The 19836-nt window shown below is 72.6% G+C and carries 17 protein-coding genes; 10 read left to right on the top strand and 7 right to left on the bottom strand.

The window, feature by feature from the left end; genetic code table 11:
- Window positions 1-48: 48 nt before the first annotated feature.
- Complete coding sequence (locus D7147_RS07150; RefSeq protein WP_120674832.1) at window positions 49-3447, bottom strand: glycosyl hydrolase family 95 catalytic domain-containing protein; 3399 nt, start codon at window positions 3445-3447, stop codon at window positions 49-51.
- A 304-nt stretch (window positions 3448-3751) separates the two neighbouring features.
- On the opposite strand from D7147_RS07150, the gene D7147_RS07145 reads away from it, so the two are divergent.
- The 10 genes from D7147_RS07145 (at window position 3752) to D7147_RS07100 (ending at window position 13367) form a co-directional block, all read left to right on the top strand.
- On the top strand, window positions 3752-4600 hold the full coding sequence (locus tag D7147_RS07145) for a fumarylacetoacetate hydrolase family protein (protein WP_120674830.1): 849 nt from the start codon (window positions 3752-3754) through the stop codon (window positions 4598-4600).
- Window positions 4597-5961 (top strand): L-fuconate dehydratase, encoded by a 1365-nt coding sequence (locus tag D7147_RS07140; protein ID WP_120674828.1) that lies wholly within the window; start codon window positions 4597-4599, stop codon window positions 5959-5961. The genes D7147_RS07145 and D7147_RS07140 overlap by 4 nt, the downstream gene beginning before the upstream one ends.
- Entirely contained in the window at window positions 5958-6731 is a 774-nt protein-coding gene (locus D7147_RS07135) for an SDR family NAD(P)-dependent oxidoreductase (protein WP_120674826.1), read from the top strand. Before D7147_RS07140 ends, D7147_RS07135 begins: the two co-directional genes overlap by 4 nt.
- A 75-nt stretch (window positions 6732-6806) precedes the next feature.
- On the top strand, window positions 6807-7856 hold the full coding sequence (locus tag D7147_RS07130) for a sugar ABC transporter substrate-binding protein (protein WP_120674823.1): 1050 nt from the start codon (window positions 6807-6809) through the stop codon (window positions 7854-7856).
- Window positions 7856-9385 carry a sugar ABC transporter ATP-binding protein gene (locus tag D7147_RS07125; protein ID WP_120674821.1) on the top strand — a complete coding sequence of 510 codons (1530 nt, stop codon included), beginning with the start codon at window positions 7856-7858 and terminating at the stop codon, window positions 9383-9385. Before D7147_RS07130 ends, D7147_RS07125 begins: the two co-directional genes overlap by 1 nt.
- Window positions 9382-10407, top strand: coding sequence for an ABC transporter permease (locus D7147_RS07120; protein ID WP_187398628.1), 1026 nt, complete (start codon window positions 9382-9384; stop codon window positions 10405-10407). Before D7147_RS07125 ends, D7147_RS07120 begins: the two co-directional genes overlap by 4 nt.
- A gap of 56 nt (window positions 10408-10463) precedes the next feature.
- The gene (locus tag D7147_RS07115) at window positions 10464-10799 is read left to right on the top strand and encodes an L-rhamnose mutarotase (RefSeq protein ID WP_120674819.1); all 336 of its coding nucleotides are present in this window, start codon (window positions 10464-10466) and stop codon (window positions 10797-10799) included.
- Window positions 10796-11806, top strand: a complete 1011-nt coding sequence (locus D7147_RS07110; protein WP_120674817.1) for an aldo/keto reductase — start codon at window positions 10796-10798, stop codon at window positions 11804-11806. The genes D7147_RS07115 and D7147_RS07110 overlap by 4 nt, the downstream gene beginning before the upstream one ends.
- Window positions 11803-12654 carry an amidohydrolase family protein gene (locus D7147_RS07105; RefSeq protein WP_120674815.1) on the top strand — a complete coding sequence of 284 codons (852 nt, stop codon included), beginning with the start codon at window positions 11803-11805 and terminating at the stop codon, window positions 12652-12654. Before D7147_RS07110 ends, D7147_RS07105 begins: the two co-directional genes overlap by 4 nt.
- 41 nt (window positions 12655-12695) lie before the next feature.
- Window positions 12696-13367: a FadR/GntR family transcriptional regulator gene (locus D7147_RS07100; RefSeq protein WP_120674813.1), complete on the top strand. Its 672-nt coding sequence runs from the start codon at window positions 12696-12698 to the stop codon at window positions 13365-13367.
- A gap of 23 nt (window positions 13368-13390) precedes the next feature.
- On the opposite strand, the gene D7147_RS07095 is transcribed toward D7147_RS07100, so the two are convergent.
- The 6 genes from D7147_RS07095 to rhaS all read right to left on the bottom strand — a co-directional run bounded on the left by D7147_RS07095 (window position 13391) and on the right by rhaS (window position 19818).
- A complete protein-coding gene (locus D7147_RS07095) occupies window positions 13391-14818 on the bottom strand; it encodes a rhamnulokinase (RefSeq protein ID WP_233562983.1) in 1428 nt (475 codons plus the stop codon).
- Window positions 14815-15030 carry a helix-turn-helix domain-containing protein gene (locus D7147_RS07090; protein WP_120674811.1) on the bottom strand — a complete coding sequence of 72 codons (216 nt, stop codon included), beginning with the start codon at window positions 15028-15030 and terminating at the stop codon, window positions 14815-14817. The genes D7147_RS07095 and D7147_RS07090 overlap by 4 nt, the downstream gene beginning before the upstream one ends.
- 16 nt (window positions 15031-15046) lie before the next feature.
- Window positions 15047-17107, bottom strand: coding sequence for a bifunctional aldolase/short-chain dehydrogenase (locus D7147_RS07085; protein ID WP_120674809.1), 2061 nt, complete (start codon window positions 17105-17107; stop codon window positions 15047-15049).
- Between the two features lie 31 nt (window positions 17108-17138).
- Complete coding sequence (gene rhaI / locus D7147_RS07080; protein ID WP_120674807.1) at window positions 17139-18320, bottom strand: L-rhamnose isomerase; 1182 nt, start codon at window positions 18318-18320, stop codon at window positions 17139-17141.
- Complete coding sequence (locus D7147_RS07075; RefSeq protein WP_120674805.1) at window positions 18317-18670, bottom strand: L-rhamnose mutarotase; 354 nt, start codon at window positions 18668-18670, stop codon at window positions 18317-18319. Before D7147_RS07075 ends, rhaI begins: the two co-directional genes overlap by 4 nt.
- A gap of 62 nt (window positions 18671-18732) precedes the next feature.
- On the bottom strand, window positions 18733-19818 hold the full coding sequence (rhaS, locus tag D7147_RS07070; RefSeq protein ID WP_120674803.1) for a rhamnose ABC transporter substrate-binding protein: 1086 nt from the start codon (window positions 19816-19818) through the stop codon (window positions 18733-18735).
- Window positions 19819-19836: the final 18 nt, after the last annotated feature.

The raw sequence follows: 19836 nt of genomic DNA, 5'->3' as shown, positions 1-19836 counted from the left end.
CGGGCCGGCCGCCGGCGGGGACGGTGGGCGGGCCCGATCCGGGCGGTGTCAGCCGAAGGCACGGCTCTGCCAGGTGGTGATCTGGTCGGCCGGAAGCGCCTCGGGCAGGATGGCCACCCGGTCGATCTCGCCGGTGAGGCGCTGCCCGCCGTCCTGGTCGGCGGCGAACCGCAGCTCCCGGGTGGCGCAGCCGACGATGCCGCCGTCCGGGACCTTGACTGTTCCGGCCGCGCGGCCGTCGAGGTAGACGGTGACGGTGCCGGCGTCGTCCATGGTGACCACCAGGTCGACGTACCGGCCGACGGGCAGCACGGCGTTGCTGGTCACGCCGGTGCCGGAGCCGATGAACCGCACCCGGTTGTCGGGGGTGAGGTCGATCAGCACGCCGTCGGTGCCGGGGTCGCCGCCGGGCTGGAAGTCGAAGAGCCGCCGGTAGCCGCCGCTCGTGGTCACCTTGACCTCTGCGGCGAAGGTGGCGGTCTCCAGGTAGCCCAGCGTGGTGGGGGCGGTCCGGAGGTAGCGGGCGCCGTCGAGGGCCAGCGCCGTGCCGGTCGGCCCGTCGGCGACGTACGCGGCACCGGTCTGCACCGTGGCCGTGCGCCCGTTCGGTGACCGGTCGGGCACGGTGTCGCCGCTCTCCGGATCCCAGGCGACGAGCGGCTGGTCCGGGGCCGGCCGGGCGCAGGGCGGCGGCACGGGCAGCGCGATGGCCGTCCAGCCGGAGGCCCGCCAGTCCTCGGTGACCAGTCGCGCCTCGATCCGGTTGCGGCCCGGCGCGGCCTCCCGGGTCGGCGTGACCGTGAACCGGTAGACCTGGGAGTCGCCGGAGCGCAGGCGCGGCACCTCGAACCGGGCGGGCCGCGCGCTCCAGCCGGCCGGCAGCGCCAGCGTCAGGCGGGACGGCGGGAGGTTCTGCGCGGCGGCGACCGTCACCGAGACCGTCCCCGACCGGTCGGCCTCGAGCGTCGACGGGGCGTCGACGGTGAAGGCGACGCCGGCGGTGGCGACGTAGCGGTGTCCGGCCTTGGCCGGAAAGGTGAGCCGCCCACCGCGGGCCTCGACGTCGACCCGCTTGCCGGTCGTGGCGTCCACCATCCGGAACGGGCCGGCGAAGAGCGGGCTGCGCAGGCGCACCTCCCCGGCGCGTCCGGCGGTGACCGCGATCTCGGTCGCCGCGCCGGCCGACCACGTCGTGTCGACGGTGAGGTCGCCGCGGGCACGCAGCCCGCTCACGGAGCCGTTCGGCCAGGCGCTCGGCAGCGCCGGCAGGACCTGGACCTCACCGCTCTGGCTCTGCAGCAGCATCTCCGCGACGCCGGAGGTGGCGCCGAAGTTGCCGTCGATCTGGAACGGCGGGTGGGTGTCCCAGAGGTTGGGCAGGGTGCTCTGTCGCAGCTGTTCGGTGAGCATCTTGTGCGCGTGGTCGCCGTCGAGGAGGCGGGCCCAGAAATTGATCTTCCACGCCTTGCTCCAGCCGGTGCCGCCGTCGCCTCGCGCGGTGAGCGAGACCCGGGCCGCCTCGGCCAGCTCCGGGTCGTCCAGCGCGGTGATCTGGGCGCCGGGGTGGAGGGCGAACAGGTGGGAGACGTGCCGGTGCTCGTTCCGCGGGTCGTCCAGGTCCTCCTTCCACTCCTGCAGCTGGCCCCACGAGCCGACCCGGATCCCCGGGTCGAGGTCGGCGAGCGCGGCCCGTAGCTCCTTGCGGAACGCGTTGTCGCCGCCGATGATCCCGGCGGCCTCGACGGTGTTGGTGAAGAGGTCCCAGACGATCTGCTGGGACATCGAGGCGCCCGCGGTGAAGTCGCCCTGCTCCGGGGAGTAGCTCGGAGAGACGACGAGCTTGCCGTCGCGCGGGTCGACGACGAGTTCGTCGAGCCAGAACTGCGCGAGCTGCTTCATGACCGGGTACGCGCGCTCTCTCAGGAACCGCTGGTCCCGGGTGAACTGGTAGTGCTGCCAGTAGTGCTGGGCGAGCCACGCCCCGGCCTCCGGGAACCAGAACGAGGAGGCCCAGTTGTGCAGCCCGGTGAACCCGTAGATGTTGGTCTCGTTGTTCACCACCCAGCCCCGGTTTCCGTAGATCTCCCGGGCGGTCACCTGCCCCGGCGGCACCATCGAGTCGACGTAGTCGAAGAGCGGCGCGGTGGTCTCGGAGAGGTTGATGAGCTCGGCCGGCCAGTAGTTCATCTGGAGGTTGATGTTGACGTGGTAGTCGGCGTCCCAGGGTGGGCTGGTGGAGTTGTTCCAGACGCCCTGCAGGTTCGCCGGCAGCGAACCGGCCCGCGACGACGCGATCAGCAGGTAGCGGCCGTACTGGAAGAAGAGCGCCTCCAGGGCCCGGTCGGCCGGGGACGGGCCGCCGGTGTAGCCGCGCAGCAGCTCGTCGGTCGGCACATCGGGCATCGCCTGGCCGATGTCGAGCCGGGCCCGGTCGAAGAGGGCGCGATGGTCGGCGGTGTGCGCGGCGAGCAGCTCGGCGTACGTCTTGCGGGTCGCCGCGTCCACGGTGGCGGTGACCGCCGGGTGCGGGTCGGCGCCCCGGTAGCGGGGGTAGGTCGGGGCGTAGTCGGTGCCGGCGGCCAGGATCAGCGTCGCCTCGTCCGCCTCGCGCACGGTGACGGTGCCGTCGGCGCCGTCGGTCACCGCGCCGCCCTGTGCGGTCACCTGGATCTGCGACTCGAACCGCAGCTTGTTGTCGTTGAGCGCGCCGGCGAAGGTGATGCGGCCGCCGCTCGCGGTGACCGCCCGGGACCGGTTGTTCGGCGCGGTGACGCCGGCGGTGAAGCCGATCCGGCCCGGCTGGTCGGCGCTGATCCGCACGACGAGGACCCGGTCCGGGTAGCTGGCGAAGTACTCCCGGGTGTAGCGCACCCCGTCGTCGAGGTAGGAGACCTTCGCGACGGCGCGGCCGATGTTCAACTCCCGGCGGTACTCCTGGACCGGTCCGGGGTCCTCTGTGAGCCGCAGCGACAGGTCACCAAAGGTGTTGTACGAGCCGAACCCGCTCTTCGGCTGGCCGAGCCGGCTCGCCACCTCCTCCGGGCTGAGTCGGCCGCGTTCGTTGATCAGCCGCTGCACCTCCTCGATGGCGCCGGGGCGCGGCGAGGTCCAGTTGCCGAAGTTGTAGCCGGCGGCCGAACCCGGTCCACCGGTCCAGAGCGTCTTCTCGTTGAACTGCACCGTCTCGGTCGCCACCCGGCCGAAGACCATGCCGCCGAGGGCGCCGTTGCCGATCGGCAGCGCCTGGGTCTCCCAGTCGGCGGCCGGCTCGTCGTACCAGAGGGTGAGTGGATCACCGGCGTCCGCGGTGGCGGCGTTCGGGGTGGGGGCGCCCGTGGTGGCCGCCCCGGACGGCGTCGACCCGACGGGCAGCGCCGCGACCAGCACGGCCAGGAGCGCGGTCGCCGTCGACCGGAGCGGGAGCCGCCACCGGGAGAGGTCGTCCATGAGTTGCCTCCGGATCGTCCGAGGGGCCGGGGATGGTTCCTGACGCGGCCGCGCCGCCACGAGGGCCGCGCACGGTGGCACCTCGGATGTTTCACGCCGAGGCTACAAAGGACGGCCCGGCACAACAAGCACTTGACTTCATCGATCCGAGCTGGAATGCCGTCCGCCGACAGCAAGGAAAGTGGGCGTTAGCCAGACCATTCGTACTATCAGGACGGTCTTCGTCGATGGCACGGTCTTGTGAAGCGCCCCAGTCACTGATAGACATCGGATGTCTTGCTGCACTGGTACTGGGGAGCGACGCGTGAGGTTGTTGCGGGTGGGTGCGCCGGGTCGGGAAACCCCGGCGCTGCTGGACGAGACCGGACGGATACGCGACCTCCGTGGGGTGATCGACGACCTCGACGCCGCCTTCCTGGCGGACGACGGGCTCTCCCGGCTCTCCTCGATCGCGGTGGACGAGCTGCCGGTGCTGGACCGCACCGGCCTGCGAGTGGGGCCGCCGCTGCACCCCGGCAAGATCGTCTGCATCGGGCTGAACTACCGGGACCACGCCGCCGAGACCGGCGCGCCACTGCCCGCCGAACCGGTGGTGTTCCTGAAGGCGCCCGACACCGTCGTCGGCCCCGACGATCCCGTCCTGATCCCCCGGGGCAGCACCAAGACGGACTGGGAGGTCGAGCTCGCGGTCGTCATCGGCCGGCCGGCACGCTACCTCGCCGACACCGAGGCGGCGCTGGCCTGCGTCGCCGGGTACGCCATCGCCAACGACGTCTCCGAGCGGGAGTTCCAGCTCGAGCGCGGCGGCCAGTGGGACAAGGGCAAGTCCTGCGAGACCTTCAACCCGTTCGGCCCCCTCCTGGTGACCGCCGACGAGGTCCCGGACCCGCAGGACCTGCGGCTGCGCCTCTGGGTCAACGGCACGCCCCGGCAGGACGGCAGCACGAAGGACATGGTCTTCCCGGTGGCCGAGATCGTCCGCTACCTGAGCCACTTCATGGTGCTGCACCCGGGGGACGTCATCAACACCGGAACGCCCGCCGGGGTCGCCCTCGGCCAGCCGGACCCGAAGCCGTACCTGACGGCGGGTGACGTCGTCGAGGTGGAGATCGACGGGCTGGGCCGGCAGCGTCAGGTGGTGGCCCAGGCATGATCTTCACCGAGCTGGACATCTCCGATATCCGCTTCCCGACCTCGCGGGCGCTGGACGGCTCCGACGCCATGAACCCCGACCCGGACTACTCGGCCGCGTACGTGGTGCTGCGCACCGACTCCGGCGACGGCCACGAGGGGCACGGGTTCGCCTTCACCATCGGACGCGGCAACGACGTCCAGGCCGCCGCCATCGCGTCGCTGCGCCCGTACCTGGTGGGCCGACCGGTGGCGACGATCCTCGCCGACCTCGGTGGCTTCTGGCGGGAACTCGTGCACGACTCGCAGCTGCGGTGGCTGGGCCCGGAGAAGGGCGTCATGCACATGGCGATCGCGGCGGTCGTCAACGCGCTGTGGGACCTGCGGGCCAAACGGGAGGGGCTGCCGCTGTGGCGGCTGCTGAGCCGGCTGAGCCCGGAGGAGCTCGTCGACCTCGTGGACTTCCGCTACCTCGACGACGCGCTCACCCGGGACGAGGCGCTGCGGATCCTACGGGCCGCGCAGCCGGGCCGGGCCGAACGCGAGGAACACCTGCTGCGCTCCGGCTTTCCCGCGTACACCACCTCACCCGGCTGGCTCGGCTACGACGACGACAAGCTGCGCCGGCTCTGCAAGGAGGCGGTCGCCGACGGGTTCGGCCAGATCAAGCTGAAGGTCGGCGCCGACCTCGCCGACGACATCCGGCGGATGACCATCGCCCGGCAGGCGTGCGGGCCGGACTTCCCCATCGCGGTCGACGCCAACCAGCGCTGGGACGTGCCGACGGCCATCACCTGGATGCGCGAGCTGGCCCGCTTCGACCCGCACTGGATCGAGGAGCCGACGAGCCCCGACGATGTGCTCGGGCACGCCACGATCGCCCGGGAGCTGGCCCCGATGCGGGTCGCCACCGGCGAGCACATCGCCAACCGGGTGCTCTTCAAGCAGTTGCTCCAGCTCGACGCGGTCTCGTACGTGCAGATCGACGCGACCCGCGTCGCGGGCGTCAACGAGAACCTCGCGATCCTGCTGCTGGCTGCGAAGTTCGGCGTGCCGGTCTGCCCGCACGCCGGCGGGGTGGGGCTCTGCGAGCTGGTGCAACACCTGTCCATGTTCGACTTCGTGGCGGTCTCCGGCGAGCTCACCGACCGGGTCATCGAGTACGTCGACCACCTGCACGAGCACTTCGTCGACCCGGTGGTGATCCGCGACGGCCGGTACGTCGCACCGACCGCGCCCGGCTTCAGCGCGACCATCCGGCCCCGCACGCTCGCCGACTACGCGTACCCGGACGGTCCCGTCTGGTCGGGGGCGTCCGCCGAGCCGGAACCGGTTCGAGGACCCGCGACGCCGCAACGGCCCGGAGCGGAGGTGGCCCGGTGAGCGCCGACCGGAACGAGTTCGCCGGCCTGGCGGCGGTGGTGACGGGCGGGGCGTCCGGCATCGGCCTGGCGACCGCGACCCTGCTCGCCGACCGCGGCGCCCGGGTGGCGTGCCTCGACCTGAACCCGGAGGGTGTGCCTTCTCCGCTGCTCGGGCTCGCCGCCGACGTGCGCGACGACGGCAGCGTCCGGGCCGCGGTCGCCGCCGCCGCGGACGCGCTGGGCGGCATCGACGTACTGGTCAACAACGCCGGGATCGGCGCGCGCGGCAGCGTCGAGGAGAACTCCGACGAGGAATGGCATCGGGTGCTCGACGTCAACGTGGTCGGGATAGCCCGGGTGACCCGGGCCGCGCTGCCGCACCTGCGCGCCTCGGCGCACGCGGCGATCGTGAACACCTGCTCCATCGCCGCCTCGGCGGGCCTGCCGCAACGGGCGCTTTACAGCGCCAGCAAGGGCGCCGTGCAGGCGCTCACCATGGCGATGGCGGCCGACCACGTGCGCGAGGGGATCCGGGTCAACTGCGTGAACCCCGGGACGGTGGACACCCCCTGGGTACGTCGGCTGCTCGACGCCGCCGACGACCCGGCGGGCGAGCTCGCCGCGCTGCGGGCCCGGCAGCCCACCGGTCGCCTCGTGAGCGCGGACGAGGTGGCCGCCGCGATCGCCTACCTGGCGGGTCCGCTCGCCGCGGCGACCACCGGCAGCGTGCTCGCCGTGGACGGCGGGATGCACGGGCTGCGGCTGCGTCCCGAACCTCCACCCGGCTGACCCCGGCGCGCCGAGCCGACCGGGACCTCCGATGTGCACCGAGAAACCCACCGCATCCACCGATGGAGGAGCACCGTGAGACATACCGTCAGAACCCCGATCGGGATCGCGCTCGGCGCGATCCTCGCCCTCACCACAGTCGCCTGTAGTGACTCGTCCTCGGGCGGGTCGGGGAACCAGGCCGGGTCGGGGCCGCAGATCGGCATCGACCTGCCCCGCGCCGACTCCGACTTCTGGAACTCGTACGCCAAGTACGTCCCGCAGTTCGCCGACGAGTACGACGTCAACCTGATGTCCCCGACCAACTCGCAGAACGACGTCTCGAAGCTCGTGGCGAACGTGCAGGCGATGGTGAGCCAGGGCGCCAAGGCGGTCGTGATGGCCCCGCAGGACACCGGGGCGATCGCCTCCACCCTGGGCACCCTGGAGTCCCGCAAGATCCCGGTGGTCTCGGTCGACACCCGCCCCGACAAGGGCAAGGTCTTCATGGTGGTGCGGGCCGACAACCGGGCGTACGGGCAGAAGGCCTGCGAGTTCCTCGGCGAGAAGCTCGGCGGCAAGGGCAAGGTGATCGAGTTCCAGGGCTCGCTCTCCTCGATCAACGGGCGGGACCGCTCGGAGGCGTTCGCGGAGTGCATGAAGACGAAGTTCCCCGAGATCACGATCTTCGAGGAGCCGACCGAGTGGGAGGGCGCCAAGGCGGCCGCCGCGCTCCAGACCCGCCTCGCCCAGCACCCGGACATCAAGGGCGTCTACATGCAGGCGGGCGGGGTCTTCCTGGCGCCGACGCTGCAGGTGCTGCGGTCGAAGAACCTGCTGGTCCCGCCCACCGACCCGAAGCACATCTTCATCGTCTCCAACGACGGGATCCCGCAGGAGTTCGAGGCGATCCGCAAGGGCGAGATCGACGCCACGGTCTCCCAGCCCGCCGACCTCTACGCCAAGTGGGCGCTCTACTACGCCAAGGCGGCGGCCGAGGGCAAGACCTTCCAGGCCGGTCCGACCGACCACGACAGCACGATCATCGACATCGGCAACGGCCTGGAGGACCAGCTCGCCGCGCCGCTGGTCACCAAGGAGAACGTCGACGACCCGGCGCTCTGGGGAAACCAGATCGGCAAGTGATGACCAGTCAGGAGCAGAACGCGGGCTCCGCGGCCGGAATCCCGGCCGCGGAGGCACGCGACGTGTCGAAGCGGTACGGGGCTACCGTGGCGCTGCACTCCGCCGGCATCGCCGTGCGCACCGGGGAGACCCACGCGCTGGTCGGACGCAACGGCGCCGGGAAGTCCACGCTGGTGTCGATCCTGACCGGGCTCCAGCGGCCGGACGGCGGCGAGATCCGGTTCGACGGCGCACCGGCTCCGGCGCTCGCGGACCGGGACGCCTGGCGGCAGCGGGTCGCCTGCGTCTACCAGAAGTCCACGATCATCCCCACGCTGACCGTCGCGGAGAACCTCTTCCTGAACCGGCAGTCCGGCCGTGGCCTCATCGACTGGCGCGGCCTGCGCCGCCGCGCCGCCGACCTGCTCGCCGGGTACGGCGTCGACGTCGACCCGGCCGCGCTCGCCGGTTCGCTCACCGTGGAGCAGCGGCAGCTCGTCGAGATCGCCCGGGCGCTCTCGTTCGGCGCCCGGTTCATCATCCTCGACGAGCCGACCGCGCAGCTCGACGCCGCCGCCATCGACCGGCTCTTCGACCGGATGCGCGAACTCCAGTCGACGGGCGTCACCTTCCTGTTCATCTCGCACCACCTCCAGGAGGTGTACGAGGTCTGCCAGCGGGTCACCGTGCTGCGCGACGCGCGGCACATCCTCACCGAACCCGTCGAGGCGCTCTCCCGCGACGAGCTGGTCGCCGCGATGACCGGCGAGACGGGCCGGGCGCTCGCCGAGGGCGTCGCCCGCCCACCGGTCCCGGCCACCGCGCCGGTGGTCCTCGACGTACGCGGCCTGCGCCTCGCCGGCTACTACGACGGGGTGGACCTGACGGTGCGCGCCGGCGAGCTGGTCGGGCTCATCGGCTCGGGCAGCAGCGGCAAGGTGGCCCTCGCCGAGACGATCGCGGGGCTGCGCCGGGCCGACGCCGGAACGGTGACCATCGCCGGCAGCAACCCGAAGCCGGGCCAGGTGCCCGCGGCGATCGCCGCCGGGCTCGGCTACCTGCCGCAGGACCGGCACCGGGAGGGCCTCGTGCCGCTGCTGTCGGTGGCCGAGAACGCCACCATGCCGATCGCCGGCCGGCTCGGCCCCGCCGGGATCATCGCCCCAGCGCGGCAACAGGCCACCGCCGAGCGGATGATCCGGACGTACGACATCAAGACCGACGGGCCGCGCCAGCCGGTCAGCGACCTCTCCGGCGGCAACGCCCAGAAGGTCGTCCTGGCCCGCGCGCTCGCCAACGACCCGAAGGCGCTGGTGATGGTGAGCCCCACCGCCGGCGTGGACGTCCGGTCCAAGGCGTCGCTGCTCGGCGCGGTCAACGAGGCCGCGGCCGGAGGCGCCGGCGTGCTGGTCGTCTCCGACGAACTGGACGACCTGCGCTCGTGCGACCGGGTGCTGGTGATGTTCCACGGAGAGGTGATCCGGGACATGCCCCGGGGTTGGACGGACGCCGACCTGGTGTCCGCAGTGGAGGGAGTGGAGCAGCCGTGACCGGCACCGAGACGATCGCCAAGCCACCGACGAGCGGCGGCACCCGGCCCGGTGGCGGTCGGTTACCCCTGGCCCGGCTCCGGGACTTCGCGCTCGTCCCCGCGATCCTCCTGCTCGTCGTGGTGGGCGCGCTCATCGACCCGGTGTTCCTCAGCTCCGCCAACATCACCAACGTGCTGCAACAGCAGACCGAGCTGGCGCTGCTCGTACTGGCCGAGGCGATCATCCTCATCGCCGGGAAGTTCGACCTCTCGCTGGAGTCGACGATCGGTCTGGCTCCGGCGCTCGCCGTCGCGCTGGTCATCCCGGCGGCGAGCAACGGGCTGGGCACCGAGCTTCCGGCCGGCCTCGCCATCGTGCTCTGCCTGCTCACCGGGCTGGCGATCGGGGCGTTCAACGGGCTGCTCATCCTGCGGTTCAAGCTCTCCGCGTTCATCGTGACGCTGGGCATGCTGATCGTGCTGCGTGGCCTCCAGATCGGGATCACCGGCGGCCAGAACCTCTTCGACATCCCACCCTCGGTGCTCTACCTGGGCAGCGCGGTGTGGCTCGGCGTACCGGCCTCCATCTGGATCAGCGGCACCCTCTTCGTGGTCGGCATCGTCGCGCTCGGCTACTTCCGGCACGGCCGCTCCGTCTACGCGATCGGCGGGAACACCGACGCGGCCCGGGCCGCCGGCATCCGTACCGACCGGGTGGTCTGGGTGGTCCTGATGATCGGTGGCCTGCTCGCGGCGCTCGCCGGCCTGCTGATGACCGGGCGGCTGGGCTCGGTCGCGGCGGCGCAGGGCGACGGCATGATCTTCACGGTCTTCGCCGCGGCGGTGATCGGTGGGATCAGCCTCGACGGTGGCAAGGGGACGCTCTTCGGCGCGCTCTGCGGTGTCATCGTCCTCGGCCTGATCAACAACATCCTGACCCTCGCCGGGGTCTCCGCCCAGTGGATCCAGGCCATCTACGGCGCCATCATCCTGGTCGCGCTGATCCTGGCCCGGCTCACCTCCGGCAAGGCCCAGGACTGACCCTCATCGCCCCGGCCGCCGTGGGCGGCCCCGACCGGCAGCGGAAAGGAGCGCCGATGCGGCGGATCGCACTGCACACCCGGCTCAAGCCGGGCCGCGAAGACGAGTACGACGACGTCCACGCGACCGTACCGGCGGAGCTGGCCACCGCGATCCGCGCGGCCGGCGTGCACGGCTGGTGGATCTGGCGGGACGGACTCGACCTGTTCCACCTGGTGGAGGTCGAGGACTACCAGCGGATGCGGCACGAGCTGCGTGACCACCCGGCGAACATCGGGTGGCAGGCCCGGATGGCGACGCTGCTCGACGTGACCGACGACTACTCGGGCACCGACACGGGGCTGCCCCTGGTCTGGGCGCTGCCCGCCGCGCCGGGCGGAGCGACGGCGTGACCGGGGGCCGGGTGGGGCGGTCCCGGGTGACCGTGAGCCGGGTCGGGCTGGGCTGCGCGCAGCTCGGCAACCTCTACACGCCGATCGGCGAGGCGGAGGCGATCGCCACCGTCCGGGCGGCGTGGGACAGCGGCGTCCGCTACTTCGACACCGCACCCCACTACGGTCTCGGCCTCTCCGAGCGCCGGCTCGGCGACGCGCTGCGCACCTTGCCGCGCGAGGAGTACGCGGTCAGCACGAAGGTGGGCCGGCTGCTCGTACCGGACCGGTCCGGCTCCGAGCGGCGCGACCCCGAGGGCTTCCACGTGCCGGCCGACCACCGGCGGGTGTGGGACTTCACGGCGGACGGGATCCACCGGTCCCTGGAGGCGAGCCTCCTGCGGCTCGGCCTCGACCGGATCGACATCGCGCTGATCCACGACCCGGAGGACCACCAGGCGCCCGCCCTGGAAGAGGCCTATCCGGCGCTGCACGAGCTGCGGACCCAGGGTGTCGTCGGCGCCATCGGCGTCGGGTCGAAGCAGTCCCAGGTGCTGCACCGGTTCGTCACCGAGACCGAGATCGACGCGGTCATGGTCGCCGGCCGGTACACGCTGCTGGAGCAGCCCGCCCTCGACACGCTGCTGCCCGAGTGTGCGCGACGCGGAGTCTCGGTGCTCAACTCGGGTGTGTTCAACAGCGGACTGCTCGCCGTGCCCGATCCGCACCCCGGTCTGCCCTACGAGTACGCCGAGGCGCCGGGCGGGGTGCTCACCCGGGCCCGGGCGATCGCCGCGGTCTGTGCCCGGCACGGAACGACGCTGCCGGCCACCGCGCTCGCCTTCGCCGCCGCGCACCCGGCCGTCGCCGCGGTGGTGGTCGGCGCGCACGACCCGGAGCAGGTCCGGCGCAACGTCGCACTGGCGGCGGCGGAGCCTCCACCCGGCGAGTTCTGGGCGGAGCTGGTCGCCGAGGGGCTGCTGCGTCCGGACGCCGCTCTGCCCACGGCCCCGGTGGTGGCCGCGTGATCGTCGACGCGCACCACCACCTCTGGCGGGTCGAGGACGGCTACCGCTGGCTGGACGCGCCCGAACTCGCCCCGATCCGGCGCTCGTTCGGTCCGGCGGAGCTGGAGCCCGAACTGGCGGCCGCCGGCGTCGACCGGACGGTGCTCGTGGAGGGCGGCCGCTGCGACACCGACGAAGCAGGCCTCCTGCTCGGGTACGCGCGGCGCTGCACCGTGATCGCCGGGGTGGTGGCCTGGGTGGACCCGGCCGACCCCGGGCTCGCCGAGACGATCGCCGGCTACCGGCGGCTGCCCGGCGGCGACCTGCTCGTCGGCGTACGCCCTCAGCTGCAGGCGGAGACGGATCCGGACTACCTGGACCGGCCGCCGGTCCGGCGTGGCCTGCGCGCCATCGCCGACGCGGGGCTCGCCCTCGACGTGGTGTGCCGCGTCGACCAACTCGCCGCCGTGGCCCGGGCCGCCGGGGACGTTCCCGAGCTGCGGTTCGTCCTCGACCACCTGGGCAAGCCGCGGATCCGCGCCGGCGCCGCCGGGCTGGCCGAGTGGGCGGCACCGATCGCGGCGCTGGCCGCCCGACCGAACGTCACGGCGAAGCTCTCCGGGCTGGTGACCGAGGCGGACCAGGACCGGTGGCGGGTGGCCGACCTGCGGCCGTTCGTGACCGAGGCGGTCGACCGGTTCGGCCCGGACCGGTTGATGTTCGGGTCCGACTGGCCGGTGTGCCGGCTCGCCGCCGACTACCAGGCTGTGCTCACCGCGCTCTCCGAGGCGTTGCCGCCGCTGACCGAGCGGGAGCGGTCGGCGGTGTTCGGTGACACCGCCACGCGGACCTACCGGCTCCGACGCTGAGCGGTCCCATACCCTGCGGTGCGAAGAGGGCGGAGGAGAACGTGGCTGTCACGGACGAGGCGATCGACAAGATCAAACAGATGATCATCGCCGGTGAGTTGCGCCCCGGGGACCGGCTGCCCCGCGAACCCGACCTGGCCGAACGGCTCGGCCTCTCCCGCAACTCGCTGCGCGAGGCCGTCAAGGCCCTGTCGCTCATCCGGGTCCTCGACGTACGCCAGGGCGACGGCACGTACGTGACGAGCCTGGACCCGGCCCTGCTGCTCGACGCGCTGAGCTTCGTCGTCGACTTCCACCGCGACGACACCGTGCTGGAGTTCCTCGAGGTTCGGCGGATCCTCGAACCGGGGGCGACCGCGCTGGCCGCGCAGCGGGCGACCGCCGAGGACATCTCCGCGCTGCGCGGCGTCCTCGACGGGCTCGGCGACGACCCGACCATCGACGAGCTCGTCGCCAACGACCTGGAGTTCCACCGGCTGATCTCCGTCTGCGCGGGCAACAACGTGCTCACGTCGCTGTTGGACAGCCTCTCCGGCCCGACCACCCGCGCCCGGGTGTGGCGGGGCCTCACCCAGGAGGGCGCCGTCGCCAGGACCCGGGAGCAGCACGCCGCCATCCTGGACGCGGTCGCCTCCGGGCAGGCCGACCTGGCCCGCTCCTGGGCCACCGTGCACGTCGCGGGCGTCGAGGAGTGGCTGCGCCGGGTCCTCTGACCGGCCGGCCCGACGCCCGCCCGTCAAACACCCAGCCGCTCCTCGGCGGCCCGCCACGCCGCCTGCGCCCCGCGCGGCTCGTACCGCACCACCTGCTGGGTCTCGCGCAGCAGCGCCCGTAGCGCCGCCAGGTCACCCTCGACGGCCCCGGCGGTCCGCGCCTGTACCAGCACGTTGCCGAACGCGGTCGCCTCCACCGGGCCGGCGAGCACGGGCAGCCCGCAGGCGTCCGCCGTCAGCTGGCAGAGCAGCGCGTTACGAGCGCCGCCCCCGACGACGTGCACGGTCTCCACCTGCCGACCGGAGAGCTGCTGCGCCTGGCGTACCGCGCGGCGGTGCGCCAGCGCCAGGCTGTCGAGGATGCACCGGACGGTGCCGGCCGGTGTGGTGGGCACGGGTTCGCCGGCGCGCCGGCAGGCCTGCGCGAGGCGGGCCGGCATGTCGCCGGGCGGCAGGAACGCCGGGTCGTCGGGGTCCACCACGGACCGGAACGCGGGCTCGTCGGCCGCCCGGCGCAGCAGCTCCGGCAGGTCGGCCGTGCCCCAGGCCCGCATCGACTCCTGCAGCAGCCAGAGACCCATCACGTTACGCAGGTAGCGGATGCTGCCGTCGACGCCGGACTCGTTGGTGAAGTTCGCCCGCCGGCTCGCCGCGGTGAGCACCGGGGCGTCGAGCTCGACCCCCACCAGCGACCAGGTGCCGCAGGAGATGTAGGCGAAGTTCTCCCCCGACGCCGGCACGCCCACCACCGCCGACGCGGTGTCGTGCGAGCCGACCGCCACGACCTCGGGCTCACCCGGCAGCCCCAGCGCGGGTAGCACCGGGGCGATCCGGCTGCCCGGCTCGCGCAGCGGCGGGAAGAGCTCCGGCCGGATCCCGGCGTCGACCATCAGGTCGGTGGCCCAGGCCCGCCGGCGCACGTCGTAGAGCTGGGTCGTCGAGGCGTTGGTGACCTCGGCGCCGACCTCCCCGGTGAGCCAGTACGCCACGAGGTCCGGGATCAGCAGCAGCCACCGGGCGACGTCGAGCTGGGGTGTGCCGCGGGCGGCGGCGAGCTGGTAGATCGTGTTGAACGGCAGCTGCTGCAGCCCGGTCGTCGCGTACAGCCGCTCGGGCCCGAGCCGCGTCGCCAGCCGCTCGGCGACGCCGTCGGTGCGCGAGTCCCGGTAGTGCACCGGATTCCCGAGCAGCGCGCCGGAGGCGTCGAGGAGTCCGTAGTCGACGGCCCAGGAGTCGACACCGACGCTCGTCACCGGGCCGGCGGCGCGCAGTCCGTCGAGGACCCCTCGGGCGAGGGCGAGGATGTCCCAGTGCAGGGTGCCGGCCAGCCGCACCGCCTCGTTGGCGAACCGGTGCACCTCGGTGAGGTCGAGGACGTCGGGGCCGACGCGACCGACCATCACCCGGCCGCTGGACGCGCCGAGGTCCACGGCGGCGACGCGGAGGCTCACAGCAGTCCCCGCCGGGCCGCCCACACCACCGCCTGGATCGGCGCGGCCACGCCGAGCCGGTCACAGACCGCCCGGACCCGGCGGCGTACGGTCCGCTCGGAGAGCCCCATCCGCCGGGCCACGGTCTCCAGCGGCAGCCCGGTCGCCAGCAGGCGCAGCAGCCGCAGGTCCTCCGCGTCGAGCACCGGCTCCACCACCTGTTCCGTCGTCATCCGGCACCGCCCCGGGTCAGCGGAGAAAGGCCGCGGCGACACCGGCGTCGACCGGGACGTGCAATCCGGTCGTGTGCGACAGCTCGCCGGCGGTGAGCACGAAGACCGCGTTGGCGACGTGCTCCGGCAGTACCTCCCGTTTGAGCAGGGTGCGCTGCGCGTAGAACTCGCCGAGCTTCTCCTCCGGCACCCCGTAGACGGCGGCGCGCCTGGCGCCCCACCCGCCGGCGAAGATGCCGGAGCCGCGCACCACCCCGTCGGGGTTGACGCCGTTGACCCGGATGCCGTGCCCGCCGAGCTCGGCCGCGAGCAGGCGTACCTGGTGCGCCTGGTCGGCCTTCGCCGCGCCGTACGCGACGTTGTTCGGGCCGGCGAAGAGCGAGTTCTTGCTGGAGATGTAGACGAGGTCACCGCCCATCCCCTGCTCCGTCATGATCCGCGCGGCCTCGCGCGAGACCAGGAACGAGCCCTTGGCCATCACGTCGTGCTGCAGGTCCCAATCCGCCTCGGTCGTCTCCAGCAACGGTTTGGAGATGGAGAGCCCGGCGTTGTTGACGACCAGGTCCACCCCGCCGAAGGCGAGCACCGCCGTGCGCAGCGCGGCGGCCACGGCCGTACCGTCGGTGACGTCGGCCGTGACGGCGACCGCCACGTCGGCGTCGCCGAGCTCGGCGGCGACGGTGGCCGCCGCCGCGCCGTCGCGGTCGGCGACCACCACGCAGGCGCCCTCGGCGGCGAGCCGGCGAGCGGTCGCCCGGCCGATACCGGAGCCGCCGCCGGTGACGAAGGCGACGCGGGTGGCGAGGGGCTTCGGCTTCGGCAGCCGCTTGAGCTTCGCCTCCTCCAGCGCCCAGTACTCGATGCGGAACTTCTCCGCCTCGTCGATCGGGGCGTACCGCGACACCGACTCCGCGCCGCGCATGACGTTCACGGCGTTGACGTAGAACTCCCCGGCGACCCGGGCGGTCTGCTTGTTCGCGCCGAAGCTGAACATGCCGACCCCCGGCACGAGGACGATCGCCGGGTCGGCGCCGCGCATCGGCGGGCTCTGCGCGGTGGCGTGCCGCTGGTAGTAGGCCCGATACTCCTCGCGGTAGGCGGCGTGCAGCTCCCGCAGCCGGGCGACCGTCTCGGGCAGCGGCGCGCTGGGCGGCAGGTCGAGCACGAGCGGACGCACTTTGGTACGCAGGAAGTGGTCCGGGCAGGAGGTACCGAGCGCCGCGAGCGCGGGGTGCCGCTCCCGGGCGAGGAAGTCGAGCACGACGTCGCTCTCGGTGAAGTGCCCGACCTGGGGCCGGTCGGTCGAGGCGAGGCCCCGGACGACCGGCGCGAGGGCGGCCGCGCGGGCCCGGCGCTCGTCCGGCGGCAGCGGCGCGTACCCCTCGATCACCGGGCCGAACGGCTCCGCCCGGCCGTGCCCGTCGAGGTACGCCTGCGCGGTCCGGATGATCTCGAAGGAGCGCCGCTCGCACTCCTCGCCGGTCGCCCCCCAGGCGGTGATGCCGTGCCCGCCGAGGATCACGCCGATCGCCTGCGGGTTGGCCCTCGCCACGGCGGCGATGTCGAGCCCGAGCTGGAAGCCGGGTCGGCGCCACGGCACCCAGAGCACCCGGTCGCCGAAGATCTCCTTGGTCAGCTCGGGCCCGTCGGCGGCGGCGGCGATCGCGATGCCGGCGTCCGGATGCAGGTGGTCCACGTGGGCCGCGTCGAGAAGGCCGTGCATCGCCGTGTCGATCGACGGCGCCGCCCCACCGGGCCCGTGCCGGCAGTAATCCAGTAGCGAGACCATCTCGTCCTCCCGCGCGGGATCGACCGGGCCGCCCGAGCCGGCGTCGCCCGGGTAGACGTCGGCCAGGGCGCGCAGCCGGTCCAGGCTCAGCACGGCCAGACCGGCCTCGGTGAGCGTCCCGAGGTCGCCGCCGGAGCCCTTGACCCAGAGCAGTTCGACGGGGCCGCCGGTGACCGGGTCGGTGGCCCGGCCCTTGGCCGAGGTGTTGCCCCCGGCGTAGTTCGTCGTGCTCGGGTCGGCGCCGAGCCGGTTGCTCCGCGCGATCAGCGCCTCAACCTCGGAGTGCATCGTCCTCACGTCCCTGTTCGTTCGATGGTGGTCAGGCGCCCCAGCCGGCCTGCTGCCCGCCGGCCCGCTCGGTGCGGATGCGCTCGAAGTAGCCGGAGCGGGCGTACGCGGCGATCGGGTCGGGGTCCAGGCCGGCTTCGGCCCGCAGCTCGGCGAGCAGGGGACGGACGTCGGTGTGGTACGCGTCCATCAGCACCGCGTTCGCGCCGAGCACGTCACCGGCGCGCTGGGCGGCGGCCAGCGCGTCGGCGTCGACCAGCAGCGCCTTGGCGGTGGCCTCCTGCACGTTCAGCACCGAGCGGATGATCGCCGGGATCTTCGGCTCGATGTTGTGGCACTGGTCGAGCATGAACGCGATCCCGGCCTCCGGCCGCAGCGCGTTCCCGCCCACGATCTCACGCATGATCCGGAACAGCTGGAACGGGTCCGCGGCGCCGACCATCAGGTCGTCGTCGGCGTAGAAGCGGGAGTTGAAGTCGAAGCCGCCGAGCTTCCCGGCGCGCAGCAGGAACGCCACGATGAACTCGATGTTGGTGCCGGGCGCGTGGTGGCCGGTGTCGATGACCACCTGCGCCTTCGGCCCGAGCTCCAGGCAGTGCGCGTACGCGGTGCCCCAGTCGGGTACGTCGGTGGCGTAGAAGGCCGGCTCGAAGAGCTTGTACTCCAGCAGCAGGCGCTGGTCGTCACCGAGCCGGTCGTACGCCTCGCGCAGCGCGGCGGCGAGCCGGTCCTGCCGGGCCCGGATGTCGTCCTGCCCCGGATAGTTGGTGCCGTCGGAGAACCAGAGCTTCAGGTCCCGAGAGCCGGTGCGGTCCATGATGTCGACGCACTCGAGCAGGTGGTCGATCGCCTTGCGCCGGACTCCCGGGTCGGGATTGGTGACGCTGCCCAGCCGGTAGTCGTTGTCCTGGAAGACGTTGGCGTTGATCGCGCCCAGCGTCACGCCCTGCTCCGTCGCGTACCGGGCCAGGTCCGCGTAGTCGTCGACGCGGTCCCACGGGATGTGCAGCGCGACGGTGGGAGCCACCCCGGTGAGCCGGTGCACCATCGCCGCGTCGGCGATCTTCTCGTACGGGTCACGCGGCACGCCCTCCTGCGGGAACACCTTGAAACGGGTGCCGGAGTTGGCGTACGCCCAGGACGGGGTCTCGATGCGCTGGGCGCGCAGGGCCTGCGTGACCCGTGCACGGGTCGGCGCGTCGGGGTGGGTCATGGCGTTTCTCCCGTCTGCGCGGCGAGCTGAGCCGCAAGGTTGAAGACCTCGTCCAGCGGCCGCATGGCGCGGTCGGGGGTGTCCTGGTCGAGGTCGAGAAAGAACGACGACATCTCCGCCTGCCAGCGGGCGTTGACGTCGCGGGCCTGCATGGCGGCCTGGGCCGCCGCGAAGTCGTCGGTCACCAGGAACCCGACGAGCAGGCCGTCCTCGCGGAGGAAGAGCGAGTAGTCGTGCCAGCCGCACTCCGCCAGCGCGGTGAGCATCTCGGGCCAGACCCGTTCGTGGTGGGCGCGGTACTCGGCCAGCCGTTCCGGGTCGACCTGGAGGGTGAAGCAGACGCGCGGCATGGTTCTCCCGTCGGCGCGGGTGGTGGTGCCGGCGCCGGGGCACCGGCACCACCACCGGGCGCTCAGAAGTCGAACTGGTCGATGTTGTTCTTCTCGAAGACGGTGGGTGGGCCGAGGACCACCACGCCGTCCGTGCCGACGGTGTACTCGCCGAGCTTGCCGGCGGTGAACTTCTCCCCCTCGGCGCCGGTGATCTGCCCGGAGGCCAGCGCGGCGCCCGCGTACGCCGCGAGGTAGCCCAGGTCGGCGGGGTTCCAGAGGGCGAAGGCGTCGACGGTGCCGTCCTTGACGTACTGGCGCATCTGGTTCGGCGTGCCCAGACCGGTCAGCTTGACCTTGCCCTTGTACTGGGAGCCGCTCAGGTAGCGGGCGGCGGCCGCGACGCCGACGGTGGTCGGCGAGATGATGCCCTTGAGGTTGGGGTACGACTGCAGCAGACCCTGGGTCTCCTGGAACGACTTCTGGTCGTCGTCGTTGCCGTATGCGACGGTGACCAGCTTGATCTTGCTGTACTCGGGCTTCGCCAGCTCCTTCTTCATCAGCTCGATCCAGGCGTTCTGGTTGGTCGCGTTGGCGGTGGCCGAGAGGATGGCGATCTCGCCCGCGCCGCCGATCTGCGTCGAGATGAGCTTGACCTGGTTCTCGGCGATGCCCTCGGCGGTCACCTGGTTGACGAAGATCTGCCGGCACTCGGGCTTGGTGTCCGAGTCGAAGGTCACGATCTTGGCGCCGGCCGCCTTCGCCTGGTTGAGCGCGCCGCAGATCGCGTTCGGGTCGTTCGCCGAGGTGACGATCACGTCCATGCCCTGCTGGGACAGCGTGTTGATGTAGCTGACCTGGGAGGAGGCGCTCGCCTCGGAGGGGCCGACCTCCTTGAACTCACCCTTGATCTCGGTGACCGCCGTCTTGCCGCCGTTGTCGGAGACGGTGAAGTACGGGTTGTTCACCTGCTTCGGCAGGAAGGCGATCTTGAGGCCCTCCTTGAGCTGCGCGTCGGGGTTGGCGGCGCCGCTGGCCTGGTTGCCGGCGCCGGAGTCGTCGCCGGAGTTCTCCCGGGTGGTGCCGCCGCAGGCCGTGGCGCTGAGCAGCAGAGCGGCGAGGGCGAGGCCGGTGGCCCCGAATCGGAAACCTCTGCGGTGCGCGGACATCGATATCCTTCCGGGGTT

The sequence above is a fragment of the Micromonospora musae genome, assembly GCF_003626545.1.
GTDB classification, from domain to species: Bacteria; Actinomycetota; Actinomycetes; order Mycobacteriales; family Micromonosporaceae; genus Micromonospora; species Micromonospora musae.
This window is presented reverse-complemented; position numbering and strand designations above follow the sequence as displayed.